The following is an 18,666-nucleotide window of genomic DNA, read 5'->3' on the forward strand; positions in this document are numbered from 1 at the left end:
TCAATATAAGAAAAAACTGCCCCAACCGGAGTCAGGGCAGCGATAATGCCAGCCAGGGTGATTGTTTAGACCGAGAATGAGCTGCCGCAGCCACATGAACTCTTGGCTTGTGGGTTCTTGATGACAAAACCCTTTCCTTCCAGTCCGTTCTGGAAATCAAGCGTAGTGCCCTTCAGGTAAATGGAGCTCTTGGGGTCAACAAAGACCTTGATGCCATGTGCTTCTACAACGTTGTCTTTCTCTTGAGCGTTATCGAAGCTCAAGCCGTATGACATTCCGGAGCAGCCGCCACCGCGAATTTCGAGGCGAAGACCGGTTTTGCCTGGCTCTTCCGCAAGCAATTTTTTCACTTCTTCTGCAGCCGGCTCCGTGATATTGACGAGCGCTGGCGCCGTTGCTGTTGTAGTTTCAGACATTACTGAATCCTCATGAAAGTTGGTCTATAGCTGTTGGAGGACATTTATAGACTCTTGACACTGTTAATTTAACATATGACAACGCCTGGGTACCAGGAAGTAACTATTTCTTTCCAAAATGCATTTGGCCGAAGCTAAACCTATCTTGAGACCCTGCAGACAGACATGACCATCGAAAGAAGCCCGGAACGCCGCTTCCTCGCGAACGAGGCTTACAGATCCTGCTAGGGCGGTATCGTGCGCGGTGGCAGCTTTGCATGAATCGAAGTGGGATAAAGCCAGGTGGGAATAAGCGACAAGCACAAAAAGAGGGATTTTATACCGGACTTTTTAGCGGACTTTAGAGCGGACATTCGGCGGGTATGAACATTATCAGCCCATTCGCAGAATGCGCTATTATTTGGGTAAGACAATCAATAGTACTGTGATAGGATAATGCCAAATTTAGCGGACTTTATACCGGACTTTTAGCGGACTTTAAAAATGGACAGAGCAGAGCACACAAGTTCAATGGAACCATTACTGCTCTCGGGCGAATCAAAATATCGTTCTGAGTTGACCGACCTGTCCCTAGAATTAGCTCAAAAGTCCGCCGCGCTGCGGGCTGGTTTGCCGCCAGGGATACTTGAAGCCCTGGCAATTCTCGTTCGGACCATGAACTGCTACTACAGCAACCTTATAGAGGGACACGTCACTCATCCAGTCGATATAGAACGGGCGAGAAAAGGTGATTATAGTCAGGACGCGATCAAACGTAATCTCCAGTTAGAAGCCAACGCACACATTGAAGTACAAGCTTGGATAGATAGCGGTGGACTAAGAAAAGAAGCCGTTACCACCGCTGCTGGATTGCTGGAAATACACAGGCGCTTTTGCGACTTGCTACCACCAGAACTACTGATAGTAAAAGACCTCCAAACAGGCGATGAAGCAGTGGTTTCACCCGGCACACTACGTGATAGAGATGTGAAAGTAGGACAACATATCGCAATCAGCCCAGCGGCTGTGCCACGGTTTCTGCGCCGTTTTGAGGAGGTCTATAGCGGGCTCGGCAAAACAGAAACACTCTTAGCGACTGCTGCAGCCCACCACAGACTGCTGTGGATTCATCCATTCCTTGACGGGAACGGACGCGTTGCGAGACTAATGTCGTACGCACAAATGCTATCAATCCTGGAAACTGGGGGAGTTTGGTCGATAGCTAGAGGTCTTGCTAGAAACGAGAAAGCCTACAAAGAGCACCTCATGGCTTGCGATGCTCCGAGACAAGGCGACTTAGATGGAAGGGGGAATTTGAGCGAGCATCGTCTCGCATTATTCACCAAATTTTTTCTCGAAGTTTGCCTGGACCAGGTACGCTTCATGGAGGGTTTGGTTGAACCCAACTCCTTAAGAACACGCATTCTGTTATGGGCAGAAGAGGAGATTCGGTTAGGAAAAATGCACGTCGGTGTGAGAAAAGTCATCGAATCTCTTTTATTCAGAGGCGAATTACAGCGAGGTGAAGTGCCAGGAATTGTTGAACTTGGCGACCGCCACACTCGAAGAATGATTATCACGCCACTTCTCGCTCGGGGAATTCTTAGTTCTCCATCAGAACGTGGTCCGCTTCGGCTAGCGTTCCCTTCGGAGCTGGCTCCCAGGTGGATGCCGGGATTGTTCCCGCAAGAACGACAACACCCGTTATAAACGGACCGTCAAGAAACGTTTGTGAGTCTTTCTCGCTGAGAGGCAGACGTCAGAAGGGGCACACTCCTAGCAGCATTGAGACTTCCTTGTCTTTCAAGCAAATAGCCTATAGCATGAACCGAATTGACGACTCCAACACAACAGGGAAAAAAGATGACTAAATTTGCCTCGTTTGTAGATCGTAGCGGCGCAATTATTCTGATAAATATCGACCGCATACGAGCAATCAAATCAATGTTTCAAGATACTGAACACACAGTGATCATGTTCAACAGCAAAGATGATTACGAAATTGTGCAGGGGACTTTAGAATCAACGCTCGGAACAATTCAAAAGGCGCAGCTGTAATCAGCATCTTAGTATGCATTTTGGTACAGGATAACGGTGGCACTATATCTGGTGCAGTTAAGAAACACGTCAATTTAGTGATTGCGAAATACTTGACGTGAGTACTAATGTCAGATATCATCAAAAACATATCGTCAATTGAACCGACTAAAAGGAGGGGCTTATGAACATTGTCATTGTAGAAACCGGACGCCATGCAGCTTTGCGCCGACGCCCCTCTATTTCAATATAAGATAGAGATTTTCTTTATTTAGAACATCGTTGTGCCGCAAGTGCGTTTGCGTCCTTGAATTCGTATTCACACACGTTTTCGATAGGATTACACAAACCATGATTCCATCATCGTTTTCAGCGCTCGTTAGAGCGCCGAAGGTGTGCGGCCGCATTGTGTCTAATGACCGCAGCCTCTATTTAGTTGAGACACAAAATGAACAGTTCCACGCACAGATTTCAGGTGTAATGCGCTACCAGACACAAGATCCGCGAGAATTTCCAGTTGTTGGAGATTACGTATCATTTGTGCAAACTGGAAACGTATCTATAATCGACTCTGTTCTGCCACGAAAAAATCTCTTTGCCAGAAGAGCAAAAGACGGTAGTCACTATATGCAGCCAATCGCAGCAAACATTGATACGCTATTCGTGACTGTGGCTGTAAATAGAGACTTCAATATCCGCCGACTGGAGCGATATGTCGCATCAGCCTGTGCATTCGAAGTTCCATTTGCCATCGCCCTGACCAAGATCGACCTCGTTGAAGAACCCGATCTTTTCATTGAATCCGTTCGAGAAATTCTCGCAGATGTTCCGATCATCGCGTTGAGTGCACTAGACGGTCGGGGATATGCCGAATTGCAGCCGTTCTGCGGACCGGAAAAAACTATCGCGTTTGTCGGATCGAGCGGTGTCGGTAAATCGACACTGATTAATTCACTGCTCGAAGCCTCCATTATGGAAGTTGGTGAAATAAGACAAACAGATGGTCGAGGTCGACACACAACGACACGAAGATTATTGCTGCATCGAAAAGATGGCACCGCCATTATCGACACCCCTGGCATGAGGGAGTTCACGCTCGCTGAAGCAACTCAAGGAGTCTCCGATGTGTTTGAAGAGATCACGACTATTGCGCAGTCGTGCAAATTCAGCGATTGCAGACACGAGGGTGAACCTGACTGCGCGGTGCTAGATGTTGTGGATGACGCGCGATTGGAAAGCTGGAGAAAACTGGAGCGAGAGGCAGCATTTGAAGCGCGCAAGACTGACCGCAGAGCAGCTGTTATCGAGCGCGAAAAGTGGAAAGCGATTCACAAGGAAAATCGACGTCGGGAAAAAGATCGCTGGTGACCATGTTGAACCATTATCGCAGCTTTCGGAACTTATGGCAGTCGATATAGGACGACACTCTTGCTGTCACTGCCTGAAAGCAACTGCGAGCCATCAGCAGAAAAAGCAAACGCCCACCCTGCTGTAAGTCCGGTGTACTTGCAGTCCATTTGACCGGTAGAAGCATTCCAACGTCCGGCAGTCTTATCAAGGCTGCCAGACATAATGCTCCTGCCGTCGGAGGTATAGGCGACATCACAGACCCAGTCAGAGTGCCCCATCAGTTTCGTTATTGGAGTTTTGCCGACCATGTCCCAAATAATCACCCGCGTATCTGCGCCACCTGTCGCAGCATTCTTTCCGTCAGGAGAGAATGCTGCACTCAGCACCGTATCGGTGTGACCGTTCAGCACCGCAAGCGGTGCCAGACTCTCACCATCAATCAAGCGTAATGAATGGTCTTCCAACCCGACCAGTGCAGTGCGACCGTCCGGTGAGAATGCAATAGCATGCACAGCGCTGGGAGCAACCAGTGCTGAAGACTTCATTGTGCCGGTGCCAAAATCCCAGGTTTTAATAGTGCCGTCAAAATCTCCAGACATCAATTTTTGACCATCAGGCGATATTGCCAGAGATCTGACGCTGTTCTTGTGTCCTGTTAATGTCCGCACCAGAGCACCGCTACCGGCGTCCCAGATTTTCACCTGAAAGTCATCACATCCGGTGACAACGAACCGACCATCGGGTGAAAATATGACGGCCCCGATCATGCCGTTATTGCCTTCTAATTTAGCAAGTTCTTTGCCCGAAGATAAATCCCAGATACGAGCAGATTTGTCTTCACTGCCTGATACCGCGCGCTGACCATCTGGGGAAAAATTCAAAGACTTGATCCAGCCGATGTGACCGACCATCTCTTTGACCTGCTCCATCGGTTTAGATGAGGCCGACATCGACCCACTCTCAATCGTTTTGGTGATTGTGGTTGTTGATGCAGTCGTGGTATCTGCAGGTACGGGCACTGAAACCGTTTCATCCGCCGCAGCAGGGTTACAAAGGCTCATCGACGACAACAAAATGACTGAGACCAGAGCCACTAACAGCTCACTAGAAATTCGGTTCAACTTTAAGATCCTTCCTTACACAACCGTGGGCAGTTTACCGCACTCGCAAAGGAAATGATGTTGCCAAGCACAAGCAAAGTTAGAACAATTACGGATCAGCAATGACCTTACCAATCTCCTTAAAAGTTGAAAGTGGTCCGCGCCAGTCAATCTCACATTTTGGACCCAGCTCTGACTGCAATTGTTGTTTTTCCTTGTCGGACCAGCTATCACCTGTAATATGAAGTTTGATCAAACGATGCATTCTTTTGTACGCAGGAATCGAAGCAGGAGTGATTTGGCACCCTTCAATGTCGAGTCCACGCAGCATCGGGAGGTTCTCGAGAATCCTGACGGTTCGGTCGTTCAACACATTATCACCAGTCAAGTCCAGGTCGGTTATTGTCCTGATTTTCGAAATCAAGGTCAGATCCTCCGTATCAAGAACAGTATGCGTTAACGAAAAGACCGTTAAATTGTGCGTTCTCTTTAGCGTCTGCAAAAGCGTTTTCGCATCACTGACTTGAGTCAGTGTAAGATTTTCCAAGTTCAGCAAGTTTTTCATTTTCGCCAGGGCAGAGCCGCTGAGTCTCGAGCCTGTCAAATCAAGCCTCTTCAACGCTTTCATTTTACCGATAATCGGAAGCGCTGACTCAGTAACTGAACTGTTTGGCAGTCTGAGACTCTGTAAGAAATTCTGGGTGGTCAATCCCTGTAGTAATTCATCCAAATTCTGATCGCAGTCACCCAAAACCACTGCAAAAAGTTCGTCTGGTCGAAACTTGAGAATAAACTTCGGATGCTGGTAAAGGTATCGAGAGGCAACAAAATTCAGCGGCAAGAAATTCTCAAAGTGCTCGCCAACTTTTGCATCAACGACTGGGGAATTTTCCATGCTGATTTGGCCGATTGATTCGGAGGGAAAAACAAACAGTCTGTTCAACCCACCTGTTTGAGAGAAACTCTTTATATTTTCGTCGAACAGTGTTTCGTGTGGCTGCTGGGCAAATGTATCAGCCTTCTTCAGTTCAACGACACCAGTACTACTGAAAGGCGAACTTTGTGCCATCGAAGTCCCCTTCTGCGTAAATGGCTGCACGCCGAACCCAGTAAGCAGTCCCGTCGAAAATCCGACCAGCATCAACAGCGCCGCCATCGGTATTGAAACTTGATACCACTTAGAATCCGAGATCGGTGGCGATACAACATGTTTCTGCACATCGCGCGCTACCACATTCGGTGCAGAAGCACCGGCGACGAGATGTTGTTCCAGCCTGACAAGGTCAGCCAGCAATTCATGCGCGTTCTGATATCGAGACTCTGGATCCTTCTCCAACAGTTTCGCGATGATCAGTTCACTGACTGCAGGAAAAGTAATTCCTAGAGACGCTTCCTTGAGAGGCACTGGTCGTTCGCTCTGGTGCTTGCTCATCGTTGAAAGAGCAGTTTCACCTAAAATCGGCGGAGCGCCTGTAAGCGCCTCATACATTACACAACCAAACGAATACAAATCGGAGCGATGGTCGGTAGCAATTCCGGCGCACTGCTCAGGACTCATATAAAGTGGGCTGCCAAAAATTTCTCCAGTACGTGTGAGCGTCATTTGATTGTATCCGTCTTGCCCAGTCAACTTGGCAATACCGAAATCAACAAGTTTTACGCTACCGGCGAAAATCTCCTTGTCACTGGTGATCATGATATTCGAAGGCTTAATGTCGCGGTGCACAACTCCATGATCATGTGCATACGCCATAGCAAAAGCAACCTGGATCATGATCTTGAGCGTTCGCTCCAGCGACAGCCTCGTTTTCGCCTTCAATTCATCAGCGAGAGTAACACCGTGCACCAAATCCATAATGAAGTAAGGCTGCCCATCAGGAAGAAGCCCGAAATCATGAACTTTTACCAGATTGGGATGATCCAGCTTACCGGCGGCACGTACCTCATTGTGGAAGCGGCGCCAGACTGTGTTAGTAGTGTGCTGACCGTTTAAATACTTGAGTGCGTACTCGACGTGGGAATGCAAATTTCGAACTTGATAGACGGAACCCATGCCGCCAACGCCAAGCAATTTTAGTACTTGATATTTTTCCAGAACAATCGAGCCGATGTCGAACAGGGGCGCAACAGCGCTGTCTCTATCGAGAGTTCCCTCATCAGCTAAGCTTGATGGTTTATTCACTCCATCTCGATCGATCACTTGTTTTAAATCTTGTTCTGTCACAGTTCAAGCAGTGGTCTTGTCATGGCTAACCGAGACACCAATTATTTCATTCCCGAAATCCGCGAAAGTCAACACAGATTTCAAAAACACAAGTGAATAAGTGTATGAAATCACAAGTAAACACAGGACTCGAACTAAAAGTGAATAAATGAACTGGCTGGAGAATGCTCCCGTTCAGTCTGATCCGGCTCCAGGTCATTGATATCCGGCTTTTCGGGTAAGTCGTTCCCCTCTGAGTCATGCCATCGATGCCAGTCAAGGGACTTTTTGGATTTGCCTGAGGCATCTTTAGGCTCTTTATCAGAGGTTTCAGCCTCCTTTATACGCGGACCATCCTTGACAGTTTTCAAAAACTGATAAGTCTGCGCTGAAGGCTTGAAGCCATTAGTGTGAGAGACCTCGGTGCCTGCAGGAGTCGTGACGACCAGAGATGGCACCTGCACCACCATGTACTTCTTATACAACTTCCTGATATAAAGTCGCTCGGGGTCTTCAAATTGGTTTGCGCCCGGCACGATGATCGGATAGAAATCATTGAGAATACACTCTGCCACCATGCGGTTTGAAAAAACAATGTCGTCCATCATCTCTGTTTTCGGGCTGCCGTCACCGACGAAGTAAAGCAAAAGCGGCTTGTCCTGAGCCTTAGCCAGAGTCTTCAATTCAGTGTAGGGACGCCAGTTCACAAACTTCAATGCCACCTGCTGTGAATGACCAGACCACAAGGCGACGCGCAGAATAAAAAGTCCAATCGTCAAAGCTAAAAGCCAGATTGGAATGCCGTTCGTTGCACCTTTCCTACTCAGCCGCATAATTAATATCCCGCCAGTTAAGTAAGAGATTGCACAACACCAGACCAACACACAGATTCATTAGATATGTAACGAGTGGATAAATGTCGAAAGTGGAATTCGTCAAGAAATCAAAAACGAAAAACCTGGGTGCGATCACATCACTGACCTGGGTAATCACATTATTCAGCATCGTCAAAAAGTCATGCGGGCTGCACGTAATAATCAAGGGCAAGAAGTGCTTGTTTAGCCAGTCATAGACACCAAGATGTTTGAGAATTCGAGTCGATGCAGAGCTGTATGCGGGCACATAGAAGTCGAAATCAAAGATCAGATGATCGAGACCGATTAATTCAAGCGCAATTACGCCATAGCCGAACAGCTGACGTGTTGGCAGCAGTGATACCATCACCAGTGCTATACAAATGCTCAGCGCATCCAACACTCGCTCTAGAAGAGAGCAAAACACCATCAGTGTTGTCCAATGGTGTGTCACGGTCTCTCCACAAAGGCACAAAACCATGAACTGAAGCAGTGAGACTGCACCTACCACAGTAGAGAGAGCCAGCCACTTAGTAAAAATATACTGAGCGCGCGACACAGGGCGCGACAAAATCAAGGGCAAATAATCCGAACCGCCGCCTTGCGCAGCACCACCACCGGCTATATTTTGCGATACGATGATCGACAAACCGAAAAGCAAAGCGCAAGTATACGAAGAAACAGCATCATTGTGCGCTGTTACCGAATTCGAGTCAGCCAGCGTGGTGAGCGGCAGAGCGACAATAAATCCAAAAGCGATGACATAAAAAACATAGTGTTTTGCCATTCGCTTCAATGTGTAGAGATAGATTGCCTTGCTGATCATGGCTGAATGAGAGACTCCTCGGGCATCGCCGCTGCGTTTTCCTCGAAAAGACGCTCCAGAGTGGTTTGCTCCGGTTGTGCCGATTGCACACGTATGCCGGCCATGATTAGATTTTTCAACAGGGCTGCCGATATCTCACTGTTAGTGACAGAGAACTTGCCACTTAAGCCTGCTTGCGATAAGAATTGCGCATTGGCGCTCTCGGCACAACGCTTCAAAGTTTCAGAGAGTTGCGCGCCACCAAAATCGTCGTTGCCTTCGTCAGCTAGCCATTTGACAAACAATACGTAGGGGCGTCTCGCTACTTCTTCCAGTGTTTCAATCGCTTCAATTTTTCCAGCCCGAATGAAGGCAACGCGATCGCAAACGCGCTCCATCTCATCGAGATGATGGGAGTTCAGCACGACTGTAATTTTTTCTTCTTTGAACTGTCCGAAAAGCTGCCGCAACAAAACGTTGCCGGGAGGGTCCATGCCGGAGCCGGGTTCATCTAGAAATAGAATCTTCGGCTTGCCGATAAGAGCCTGCGCCAGGCCCAGACGTTGCAACATGCCGCGAGAAAAGGTGCGAATCACACGATTCCAACAATGCTCTTCCAAACCAACTCGATTCAAAACCGCCTCAATATCCCGACTGGCATCTTGTGCCGGCTGATGCGCCAGCATATGATGCATCTTCAAGAACTCGATGGGAGTAAGCCAGCCTTCAAAACTTGGTCGCTCAGGCATGAAGCCGATGATTTCGCGGACTGAAAGATCATCCGGGTTGATACCGCCTATGGTGATCGTACCGGCGTCTGGTTTCACCAGAGCTAACAGACAACTCATCAAAGTCGTCTTGCCGGCCCCGTTAGGTCCAATCAATCCAAAACATTCACCCTCTGAAACCTGAAAGGAGATGCCGTTCAAAGCGCGCTTGCGTGCACCTGAATAAGCCTTGATTAGGGTATTGACGACTATGAGCGGGGAGCTTTCCATGCCGTCTATTTTAGCGATTATTCAGAGAATCGCTAACAATCAATCCATCCTTTAGACGCACGACACGGCGGGCATAGCTGGCAATGTCATTATCATGGGTGACCAGAATGACAGTAATTCCCTGCGAGAAAAGCTCCTCCAGGAGCGTCATAATCTCCCTGGAAGTCTGACTGTCAAGAGCGCCTGTAGGTTCATCGGCCAGCAAAATCTTGGGATTGTTCACCAGCGCTCGCGCAATCGAAACTCGCTGTTGTTGTCCTCCCGACAACTGATTGGGGCGGTGATTCATACGGTCACCCAGCCCGACCAGACGCAGGGCGTTTTGAGCGCGCGGCATTTGCTCTTCTTTACTGACCCGAGTATCGCCCCGCGCATAAATAAGTGGCAGCATCACATTGTCTACTGCAGACATGCGCGGCAATAGATTGAATTGCTGAAAGACAAATCCAATAGTCTTATTGCGAATTACAGCAAGCTCGTCTTGTGAATAGTTTTGCACCTGCTCGCCATTCAAGATGTATTGACCACTGGAAGGACGGTCCAGACAGCCAAGAATGTGCATCAACGTCGATTTTCCAGAACCGGACGTTCCCATGATGGCTATATATTCGCCGCTCATGACCTTCAAATTTATGCCCCGGAGAGCATGAACAGGTGTTGCATCAAGATCGTAAACGCGCGAAACATCCTTAAGTTCAATCATCATTCCGCTCGCAGTGCCACAATCGGATCCAGCCTGGAGGCCTGGCGAGCAGGATAGATTCCAAAGAACAACCCGACCAGAAGCGAAACGCTAAAAGACATAATCACCGAAAGTGGTGTCACTTCCGTTTTCCATTGCGTAAAGTAGTTAATGGCATACGAACTGCCGATTCCCAACAAGATGCCAACGATTCCGCCGGTTAGCGACAGCACGGTTGCTTCCACGATGAACTGCATCATGATGTCTCTATGACTGGCGCCCACAGCCTTGCGAATGCCTATCTCACGGGTGCGTTCGGTTACCGATACCAGCATGATGTTCATAATACCGATGCCACCAACCAGCAACGAAATACCTGCAGTCGATCCAAGTAACAGCGTAAAAACAGACGACATCGCCTCTGATGTTTGCATCAAATCTTGTTGCGTGCGCATATAAAAATCATCAGGATTGGGTGGATGAATATGATGGCGGAGACGCAAAAGATTTGTGATTTGAAACTGCGCCGGCAAAGCATCATCTTCGCTTTTTGCCTGCACCAGAATGTACTGAACGGTTTTACCCTTGACTGCATTGAAGCCAAAAATGCGATTGTAGGCAGTGCTCAAGGGTACGAAAATTTGATCGTCCATATCGCGCATGGCCGTGACACCCTTACGCTCCATCACGCCGATTATTTCGAAAAACTCACCACGGATGAGAATCTTCTTGCCGATCGGATTTTCACCGGGCGAAAACAAGTTATCAACCACAGTCTGACCGAGCACACAAACTCGCAAACTATGATCCATGTCGGTTTGTGTGATGAAGCGTCCCGACTCCGGGTGAAAGTTACGAATAGTTGTGTACTCAGGCACCGTGCCTGATACATTCGTGTTAGTGTTCTGTCCGGCGTATTGCACCTGTTGCATACTGTCATAGCCAGGCGCTACTTCCGCTACCGCCGGGCAAACATCGCGGATAGCTTCCACGTCGGCCATCGTCAAACCGACGGATGATCCCATTCCCATAGAAACATGCCCGGCACTCTGTGCGCCGGGTCTGATGAAGATTACGTTCAGACCCAGAGCTTTGATCTGTCGCTCAGATTCCAACTTAGCACCATATCCGATGGCAAGCAGAGCAATGACCGCGGCAATACCAATAACGATACCAAGCACGGTAAGACAACTGCGCATACGATTGGCAACAATACCCTGCCAGGCCAGTACCACTAATTCCCAGACACTCATGGCACTTTATTTACCGCCAAAACCCCTGGGTATAGGAGGCTTGTGCTTACCGCCGCCGGCGCCACCTGATTTAGACCCGCTCATAGGCTCAGCGTACCCCTGCTTCTCGAGCTGGTCTTTATTCAGCCCGACGAATACTTGATCGCCTTCTTTCAAGCCATGCAATATAACCGTAGAAGTGCCTGATGTAGATCCTGTTTTCACTGGTCTAAATTTGGGTTGACCACTGCCATCAGGAATCAACACACCCGTCTTACCCATTTGGGACATGATGCAGGACGTCGGCACAAGCAGCACACCATCTTGCTTTCCAGCAAGGAACTCACTATTGACGTTCATACCGGCCATCAGATAGTGCTGTGGGTCGTCGTCTATAGTTGTATGAACTTCGAAGGTTGTCACATTCAAAGTCACCACTGCCTCTGGTGCAATCAAGCTGACTTTGCCATGAAATGTCTTCTCGGGATAGGCGTTGGCGATGATTTCGACAGGCTGGCCGACCTTGATGTGCTCCATGTCTGTCTCAGAGACCTGAGCTACCATCTCTAAATTTCCGGCCAGAGAAACAATCGAACTGGAAGTTGCAGATGTCGTTGCAGCCGAAGTTGTGGGCGTTACTATCGCTCCTTCGTCAGCATATTTCTGAGAAATAACGCCTGCAAAAGGTGCTTTGATGCGCGTGTCATTCAATTGACTTTGCAGGTAATGGTAATTGCCTTCCGCCTGTTCCATAGCGAATTTCGCCGCACGAACGTCTTCCTCGCGATTGCCTTTCTTCGCCATTGCAAACTGCTGCCTGGAACTTTCCAGATCTGCCATTGCCTGCGCGAGGGAAGCTTCAGACTGTCGCAATTCTTGCTGCGCCTGCTTGAGCGAAACCTCGGTTACCTCCGCCTGGGTAGTGGCGTTGAGCCTGTCCTGATCGGAGATAGCACCTTGCTTTGCCAGAATAGACAATCTTTTGGAATTGGTCGCATCTCGGGTAAGTTGTGCCTGACACGATTTTACCTGGGCTTGGGAGCGGCTCACTGCCTGTTCGGCAAAGCGCACGATACTTTCGTTTTTAACCAGTTGCGCTTCAGCGTTGGCCACTTCCTCTGGTCTATTACCATGCAGAGCCTTCTCGTAATTAGCTTTCGCCATGCTGAAAGCAGAATTGGCCGCCGCCACCTGGCCGGTCAAATTACTGTCATCCATCAACGCCAGCAACTGACCCTTTTTGACAATCTGCCCCTGTTTAACCAGAAGCTTGCTCAACAAGCCGGTTACTTTAGGGCTGATTTTCACTTCGTTATAAGGTTTAATCACGCCAGTGGCATTGATTTTCAGATCGACAGATCCTACTTTTACAGGCACCAGATTTTTGCTGTTCTCAAGGCTGGTGCCACCAAATGGAGTACCGATCCAGTGATTGGCATTGGCGACAAAAATCACGGCCGCAGCGGTCAAAACTGTGATTGTGCCAAGCACGACGCCGGCTTTAACTTTGCCGGGTTTCTTCGACAAACTTCCCTCAACTTTCGTTTTTTCTTGAAACATCTATTCCCGGTTGAATGCGAGAGTGTGGTATCAAAACGCCTCGAAAAGAACCTGACCAATGTCGCCCAACAATTTGAAAGTCTCCCGAAAGACATCAGGATCTAGATTATTGAAATTCTGAGGTTGAGACAGGACCAAGCCGGCTTGGGCTTTGACCACCATCTCACTGAATTTGGCATATTCCTCCAGATTCAACAGATTCTCGAAGACACCGGGATACTTTACGAAGCGCTCTGCTTCCATTGTATTGTTGAATGAAAAAATAAATGACTTTTCCATTCGTTTGTCCTGCAAGTGCTGCCCCTGTGGCTCGAATAGAAGCAACCTGGCAACGAATGCCATAAATCCGTGCGTCATGCGCGGTGAAATAGTCATACTCAAAGCATCAGGTCTGGAGGGGCGGTTGGGGTCTTCAATCACCTGAGTTTCAAGCGTATACGTGACGCCGAATGGCCAACCAGCTTTAATCGCCTGCAGTGTGGCTGGGAAACCAAGCACAGTGCCCTTTATATTAACCTCGAAGCGAGGGTCCGCGACCGCGCGCCCTTCAATAATCCGCGCCATCATGTCGAGCTTTTCTGGCGACAGGTCGCTCACCGAGAATATCTCCCCCCGGAGAAACTATTGCTCAATGGCGATTGACTTCGCTTCGGCGATTGACTGCACATCGGCGATTTGATGCTCGCTGACGATTTGCTACTCATTAGCAGGCTTCTCGATTAAATCAGGCTCGCTCGGCTTCGGCTCAGAGGGCTGCACCGCTGGCTGCTCGGCAGGAGTTTGTACAAACATATTCAGCTCTTTTTCTTTCTTCGGTTTTGGTGCCTTAGCCTTCTTGGTCTTGCTCGCACTGCCACCGCCGGTACCACCAGTGCTGTCGCCACGCTCTTTAGCCGATGCGGTCTTTTTAGGCTCCTCAGACGTCGTCTGCGCTTTCTTATTAGCCGATTTGTTGGTTGGTAGGACATTCATCGGCACATCAGACTTATCTGACTTATCAGCGTTCAGCTCTGTATCGATGACAGCAATCTGTTTCTTCGCTTCGCGCGAAAATTCAGCGTCAGGAGAAAGATCAATAGACTTTTGCAGCAGAACCTTTGCCGCCGCAGTGTGCCCATCTTTCTGCATCAAATTTCCCATGCGATAGTAGGCGTCTGCCATGTTCGGATTCGCTTGAATGCCCAAATAGTAGTAGGCAAGAGCGGTCATAATGTCTTTCTCGCCTTCCAGAGCGTTGCCCATGTTGTAGTAGGCAGAGGCGAATCCGGGCTCAATTTGAACGGCTTGCTTCCACTTTTCTTTTGCCTCGGCAGTTTTACCGCGCGCATAGAGAACAGTGCCGTAACCATTCAAAGTTGTCGGGCGATCCGGCTTGAGCTGAAGAGCTTTTTCGAAAGCCTCCATGGCTTTTGGATAACTTCTCTGGGCTGCATAGATACCGCCCAAGTTGCTCCAGGCCTCCTCCATGCGGGCATCAGCCTCAATAGCACTTTTATACTCGGCAATCGCTTGATTGAGGAAACCAGCTTGATGAAGCTCAACGCCCCGGTTGTAATGCTTGAAAGCCTCTTCAGCATACGGTCGGCTATCAGCCCCTGATGAAGAGGAAGGAGCCGGTGTAGCGGCAGATGGTTGGGCCGCATCGGCGTCTGCCGGCACTGCTACTGACTTATCAGCCGGCATCGGCAAATCGGCGGCCAGGCAGCTCGAAGTTGTATATACCGCAAGCGTCAGCGAAAACATTAGTGAAAGGGTCGAAATTCTCAGCAAATCCGTTTTTCCGTCTATCGAATCCATGGTTTTTGAATATGCAACAGTGTACAAAAGCAGCCAGCACTGCTGATCCCACGTATTATAGCCTGCTTGCAAAAATTCAGCTTCACGGTAGTGGGTCAATCGCAAAGCCCCGTTAATGAGAGGCTATTGAGGACTTTATACGTGATTTTCACATTTACGGTCCGGGGCTGAGCAGGTAAGCTGGGAATACAGCTACTACATAGATTCATTTCTTTGGGAGACCCATGGCCCCCGAAAAGCCGATTACTGATGTGCCGCCAATCGTGCCGGCTGACGTGCACGATGCGAACGCCGCCAACGCCGGTGGTGAACACACAGTCGACCAGTATGACGCCTTGCGAGCTGCCACATGGGGTCCCAGTGCAGCTATCGGCAACCAGCCCTGGATGCCTGCTCTGGCGCGGGCTCCAGAACCTTCATCAGGTTCGCTTGATATGGTCAGCGGCACAGTCACAGCCGCAGATGTCACACAGCCGCAAGACCAGGTCGTGCGCCAGGATGATGTTGCGAACGCTCCGGATACTCCAGAGGCTAAAGCGCAAAGAGCACAAGACTTCGCAGACACGCTGAAAAAACTTAACGTTGACCAGAGTCAGGTTCAGGAGGTCGACGAAAACGGCAAGCCTCTCAAGCCGCGCGATTCCCAGGATGTCAAAGACATAGTGCTGAGGGAAGGACACAAAGAGGGTGACCCGAAGCCTAATTTCATTATCGACAAAGACGGCAATATCCACGAGGTGATCGACCCTAATAACGCTCGCAGCGAAGGCGACGGCGCCATCATTATCGAAATCGATCCCAACAGCGAAGGCAAAGCCGCCACACAGGCGCAACGAACTGCTGCTCAAGCGATGATTGCCGCTATCAAAGCGAACTGGCATGGTTCAAACATCGCACCAGACATCCCCGACGATTTGATCACAGCAGCCAACGCTGCCGACCCACCGCCTGTCTACCGCAGTCGTCCTAGTGGCGGCGGCAGTGGCAGTGTCATTGGTGGCGCAGGTGGTGGCGGAGGCGGTGGTCGCGGTTTCTCAGGCGGCGGTATGGCCGGCGCCGGTGGACCCGAACGTCACATGCCACGACCATCTGTAGGGAGCGACGGACACATTCAACCCAGACTCGATCAAAACTCACCGCTATTCAAAGCTCTTGATACCAAGAATTCTTTGCCAGACCGAATCATCGCTGCCACAGCCGGTTTGGAATCGGGCGGGAAATTTGACGTGATCAATCACAACGACGCCGGGCACGGCTGGTCAGTCGGCATCAGACAGTGGAACCAACAAGCCGGCGAATTGCCGAGCTTGATTCAAGCCATGTACGACCGCGACCCCGCCAAGTTCAACCAGGATTTCGGTCAATTTGCCGGACAGCTCATCAAGAATGGAAAAGTCGACGAGAATTTCGTGCGCCATACAAACTTCAATGCTCTCGGACCGGGATTCGAAAGTGGCATGAAGCAAGCACTGAGCGACTTTCAGGACGTGCAAATCGCACTGGCGCGACAATGGGCGCAGTCAGGCATTGAATTGGCTCAGAAATACGGCATGAAGAGCGAGCTTGGTTACGCTGAAGTAGCCGACGCAGTCAATCAATACGGATATGGTGGCGCCGAGAGCAGGTTGCGCAGAATTGGCACCGGCGGTGATGAAGCCTCACGTATTCAGGCGTTCGACAATGCCCTGGGCAGCCAGCGCGGAAGCCGGTTGGCACAGTTATCGACTAAGTTCTCTGCGGATAAGACGGCTAACGCTTAGGTGGTGCAGCCGGGACGGCTGCGTTCCATCCGATGCACGCATGATTCGGGCAGCCGGGACGGCTGCGCTCCCTCACTTCTTCTTCAGGCAGCCGGATAATCCGCGCAGGCCAAGTAGGTAGCTGTCTACGCCGAAGCCGACCACTACGCCGTGGGCGCAATCCGAGAGATAGGTTTTGTGCCTGAATTCCTCACGGGCGTGGATATTTGACATGTGCACTTCCACAAACGGAATGGCTACAGCTTTGAGCGCGTCCCGCAGCGCAATGGAGGTATGACCGTATGCAGCTGGGTTGATCAAAATGCCGTCGAAACTTCCGCCCATGCACTGTTGAATCTTCTCGACCAGTTCCCCTTCGATGTTCGACTGGTAGGCTGTGATTTCAAGTCCCAGCTCCTTTCCGAGCTCAGACAGGGCGACATTAATTTCCGACAAACTGGTTGAACCATAAATGTCGGCTTCCCGCTTGCCCAACAGATTCAAGTTGGGTCCGTTAATAACAAGAACACGCTTAGGAGTTGAGCCTGTGCCCGACTTATTCGCCGTCATCTTCTTTCATTGCTTCAAGCGCACACTGCGCTTCGCCTAGAAACGGATCGTTACGCGCAAGCAGGCGCTCCGCTCGCACGAGTCCGATAAACTGAGCGAGAAGATCCTTGACTAACATCGGCTCACCACCGTGATCGACATCTTCGGAAATCAAGAACATGGCTGAAGCGAGAAGGACGCGGGCTTCCACCTGACCAAGCTCGGTGCTGTGAATAATTTCGTTCAAGCTAGCAGGATCTGCTTTCGAGTCAAAAATCAGCGCTTTGCAAAACTGCAGCACATTACCTTTCAGAGGCTTGGTGCGCTCAGCAGGCAAAGAGGCGGCAGCTCTGATCAAATTCAATCTGTTACTGGCATCACCCAGAGACTCGGCGCTGTCGACCAGGTTTCTAACCTGATTGGCTTTCGTGTTGAACTGGCGGCGCAATTCGTTCTCAGCCACCGACGCAACAGGCTTCGTGGCAGAGTCAAAACGCTTATCGTAATAGTCCTGAACTTGTTGACGCTTGAGTTCAACACCAAACGGCATTAATTCGAGAAATATAGAACCGAGACCCTCAAGTTGAGCCTGCAGGTACATCAATTCATCTTGGGAAACCGACAAGCTGTTCTCCTTTCAACTCCCGATCCACAAACGCTCTGGCTGATTGTATGTGGTTTTTGTTTTTGAGGTCTAGCGCTCCAGCCATTTTATTGCAAAGGCTATCGTTCGATAAGCTTCAATCGACTTAATCGCCACCTTTGACAATTCAGAATTGGAACTCCGAACCGTCCGTCCAGATATTCTATACCGCTTCGGCTCTAGTAGTGGTGTCATCGCTGATGACAAGCAGCTTTTCAATTTCGGCTGCGACTTCTTCAGGCGCCAGGTTAGCGGTTTCGATTATGTATCGAGCCATTCGATACTTTGATTCACGGGCTGCAATCAAGTCGTTAAGACGCTTCTCTTTACTTCCCTCGTCCCCACTGGCAAGGAGAGGACGCGTTCGATCGGTTTCCAGGCGCTTGAGAAGACAAGATGGCGGAGCAAAGAGACAGACGACCAGCCCGAGCTTCTCGAGCTTCTCCATGTTCCCGGGCGTGACGATTATGCCGCCACCCGTGCCCAGAACCACATCGCGCCATTCATCTCTGGAGATTTCGTCGAGAATATTCGATTCGAGCTGCCGAAAGTGTGGCTCGCCGTGTCTGGCAAAGATTTCAGAGACGGAACAGCCGTGACGCTCCTCAATAACGCGATCAGTATCGAAGAAACGTCGATTCGACCTCTGGGCGAGAAGCTGCCCGACTGAAGTTTTTCCCGAGCCAGGCGGGCCTATCAAGACAACATTTGAATAACTCAAA

At 49.8% G+C, this 18,666-nt stretch carries 17 protein-coding genes and 1 pseudogene; 3 read left to right on the forward strand and 15 right to left on the reverse strand.

Features of this window, described 5'->3' with window-relative positions; genetic code table 11:
* Window positions 1-65: 65 nt before the first annotated feature.
* Window positions 66-416: an iron-sulfur cluster insertion protein ErpA gene (gene erpA, locus EKK48_25000; GenBank protein RTL36992.1), complete on the reverse strand. Its 351-nt coding sequence runs from the start codon at window positions 414-416 to the stop codon at window positions 66-68.
* Window positions 417-926: 510 nt separating this feature from the next.
* Between erpA and EKK48_25005 the strand changes: the two genes are divergently transcribed.
* The 3 genes from EKK48_25005 (at window position 927) to rsgA (ending at window position 3,800) form a co-directional block, all read left to right on the forward strand.
* Window positions 927-2,105 carry a Fic family protein gene (locus EKK48_25005; protein RTL37020.1) on the forward strand — a complete coding sequence of 393 codons (1,179 nt, stop codon included), beginning with the start codon at window positions 927-929 and terminating at the stop codon, window positions 2,103-2,105.
* Between the two features lie 153 nt (window positions 2,106-2,258).
* Window positions 2,259-2,453: a hypothetical protein gene (locus EKK48_25010; protein RTL36993.1), complete on the forward strand. Its 195-nt coding sequence runs from the start codon at window positions 2,259-2,261 to the stop codon at window positions 2,451-2,453.
* Between the two features lie 330 nt (window positions 2,454-2,783).
* The gene (gene rsgA / locus EKK48_25015; GenBank protein ID RTL36994.1) at window positions 2,784-3,800 is read left to right on the forward strand and encodes a ribosome small subunit-dependent GTPase A; all 1,017 of its coding nucleotides are present in this window, start codon (window positions 2,784-2,786) and stop codon (window positions 3,798-3,800) included.
* Between the two features lie 32 nt (window positions 3,801-3,832).
* Here rsgA and EKK48_25020 read toward each other — a convergent pair whose 3' ends face one another.
* The 14 genes and pseudogenes from EKK48_25020 to EKK48_25085 form a co-directional block, all read right to left on the reverse strand.
* On the reverse strand, window positions 3,833-4,903 hold the full coding sequence (locus tag EKK48_25020; protein RTL36995.1) for a WD40 repeat domain-containing protein: 1,071 nt from the start codon (window positions 4,901-4,903) through the stop codon (window positions 3,833-3,835).
* A gap of 88 nt (window positions 4,904-4,991) precedes the next feature.
* Complete coding sequence (locus EKK48_25025) at window positions 4,992-7,064, reverse strand: serine/threonine protein kinase (GenBank protein ID RTL36996.1); 2,073 nt, start codon at window positions 7,062-7,064, stop codon at window positions 4,992-4,994.
* Between the two features lie 176 nt (window positions 7,065-7,240).
* Entirely contained in the window at window positions 7,241-7,918 is a 678-nt protein-coding gene (locus EKK48_25030; protein ID RTL36997.1) for a hypothetical protein, read from the reverse strand.
* Window positions 7,905-8,765: a hypothetical protein gene (locus EKK48_25035; GenBank protein ID RTL36998.1), complete on the reverse strand. Its 861-nt coding sequence runs from the start codon at window positions 8,763-8,765 to the stop codon at window positions 7,905-7,907. Before EKK48_25035 ends, EKK48_25030 begins: the two co-directional genes overlap by 14 nt.
* Window positions 8,762-9,742 (reverse strand): ABC transporter ATP-binding protein, encoded by a 981-nt coding sequence (locus EKK48_25040; GenBank protein ID RTL36999.1) that lies wholly within the window; start codon window positions 9,740-9,742, stop codon window positions 8,762-8,764. The genes EKK48_25035 and EKK48_25040 overlap by 4 nt, the downstream gene beginning before the upstream one ends.
* A 10-nt stretch (window positions 9,743-9,752) precedes the next feature.
* A complete protein-coding gene (locus EKK48_25045) occupies window positions 9,753-10,448 on the reverse strand; it encodes an ABC transporter ATP-binding protein (GenBank protein ID RTL37000.1) in 696 nt (231 codons plus the stop codon).
* Window positions 10,445-11,677, reverse strand: a complete 1,233-nt coding sequence (locus tag EKK48_25050) for an FtsX-like permease family protein (GenBank protein ID RTL37001.1) — start codon at window positions 11,675-11,677, stop codon at window positions 10,445-10,447. The genes EKK48_25045 and EKK48_25050 overlap by 4 nt, the downstream gene beginning before the upstream one ends.
* A gap of 6 nt (window positions 11,678-11,683) precedes the next feature.
* Window positions 11,684-13,216 (reverse strand): efflux RND transporter periplasmic adaptor subunit, encoded by a 1,533-nt coding sequence (locus EKK48_25055; GenBank protein ID RTL37002.1) that lies wholly within the window; start codon window positions 13,214-13,216, stop codon window positions 11,684-11,686.
* Between the two features lie 30 nt (window positions 13,217-13,246).
* A complete protein-coding gene (locus tag EKK48_25060; protein RTL37003.1) occupies window positions 13,247-13,813 on the reverse strand; it encodes a hypothetical protein in 567 nt (188 codons plus the stop codon).
* A 99-nt stretch (window positions 13,814-13,912) separates the two neighbouring features.
* Window positions 13,913-15,112, reverse strand: coding sequence for a tetratricopeptide repeat protein (locus EKK48_25065; GenBank protein ID RTL37004.1), 1,200 nt, complete (start codon window positions 15,110-15,112; stop codon window positions 13,913-13,915).
* A gap of 871 nt (window positions 15,113-15,983) precedes the next feature.
* A pseudogene (locus EKK48_25070) lies at window positions 15,984-16,073 on the reverse strand (LysM domain-containing protein).
* 772 nt (window positions 16,074-16,845) lie between these two features.
* Window positions 16,846-17,322, reverse strand: coding sequence for a type II 3-dehydroquinate dehydratase (gene aroQ, locus EKK48_25075; GenBank protein RTL37005.1), 477 nt, complete (start codon window positions 17,320-17,322; stop codon window positions 16,846-16,848).
* Window positions 17,309-17,926, reverse strand: a complete 618-nt coding sequence (locus EKK48_25080; protein ID RTL37006.1) for a hypothetical protein — start codon at window positions 17,924-17,926, stop codon at window positions 17,309-17,311. The genes aroQ and EKK48_25080 overlap by 14 nt, the downstream gene beginning before the upstream one ends.
* Before the next feature lie 181 nt (window positions 17,927-18,107).
* Window positions 18,108-18,665: a shikimate kinase gene (locus EKK48_25085; protein RTL37007.1), complete on the reverse strand. Its 558-nt coding sequence runs from the start codon at window positions 18,663-18,665 to the stop codon at window positions 18,108-18,110.
* Window position 18,666 lies beyond the last annotated feature (1 nt).

The sequence above is a fragment of the Candidatus Melainabacteria bacterium genome (genome assembly GCA_003963305.1).
Lineage (GTDB): Bacteria > Cyanobacteriota > Vampirovibrionia > Obscuribacterales > Obscuribacteraceae > PALSA-1081.

Excerpts from the sequence above, each read along its gene's own strand:
- EKK48_25005 (RTL37020.1), top strand. The coding sequence starts at position 927 with ATGGAACCATTACTGCTCTCGGGCGAATCAAAATATCGTTCTGAGTTG.
- EKK48_25035 (RTL36998.1), bottom strand. The coding sequence starts at position 8,765 with ATGATCAGCAAGGCAATCTATCTCTACACATTGAAGCGAATGGCAAAA.
- rsgA (RTL36994.1), top strand. The coding sequence starts at position 2,784 with ATGATTCCATCATCGTTTTCAGCGCTCGTTAGAGCGCCGAAGGTGTGC.
- EKK48_25040 (RTL36999.1), bottom strand. The coding sequence starts at position 9,742 with ATGGAAAGCTCCCCGCTCATAGTCGTCAATACCCTAATCAAGGCTTAT.
- EKK48_25045 (RTL37000.1), bottom strand. The coding sequence starts at position 10,448 with ATGATGATTGAACTTAAGGATGTTTCGCGCGTTTACGATCTTGATGCA.
- EKK48_25030 (RTL36997.1), bottom strand. The coding sequence starts at position 7,918 with ATGCGGCTGAGTAGGAAAGGTGCAACGAACGGCATTCCAATCTGGCTT.
- EKK48_25050 (RTL37001.1), bottom strand. The coding sequence starts at position 11,677 with ATGAGTGTCTGGGAATTAGTGGTACTGGCCTGGCAGGGTATTGTTGCC.
- EKK48_25055 (RTL37002.1), bottom strand. The coding sequence starts at position 13,216 with ATGTTTCAAGAAAAAACGAAAGTTGAGGGAAGTTTGTCGAAGAAACCC.
- aroQ (RTL37005.1), bottom strand. The coding sequence starts at position 17,322 with ATGACGGCGAATAAGTCGGGCACAGGCTCAACTCCTAAGCGTGTTCTT.
- erpA (RTL36992.1), bottom strand. The coding sequence starts at position 416 with ATGTCTGAAACTACAACAGCAACGGCGCCAGCGCTCGTCAATATCACG.
- EKK48_25010 (RTL36993.1), top strand. The coding sequence starts at position 2,259 with ATGACTAAATTTGCCTCGTTTGTAGATCGTAGCGGCGCAATTATTCTG.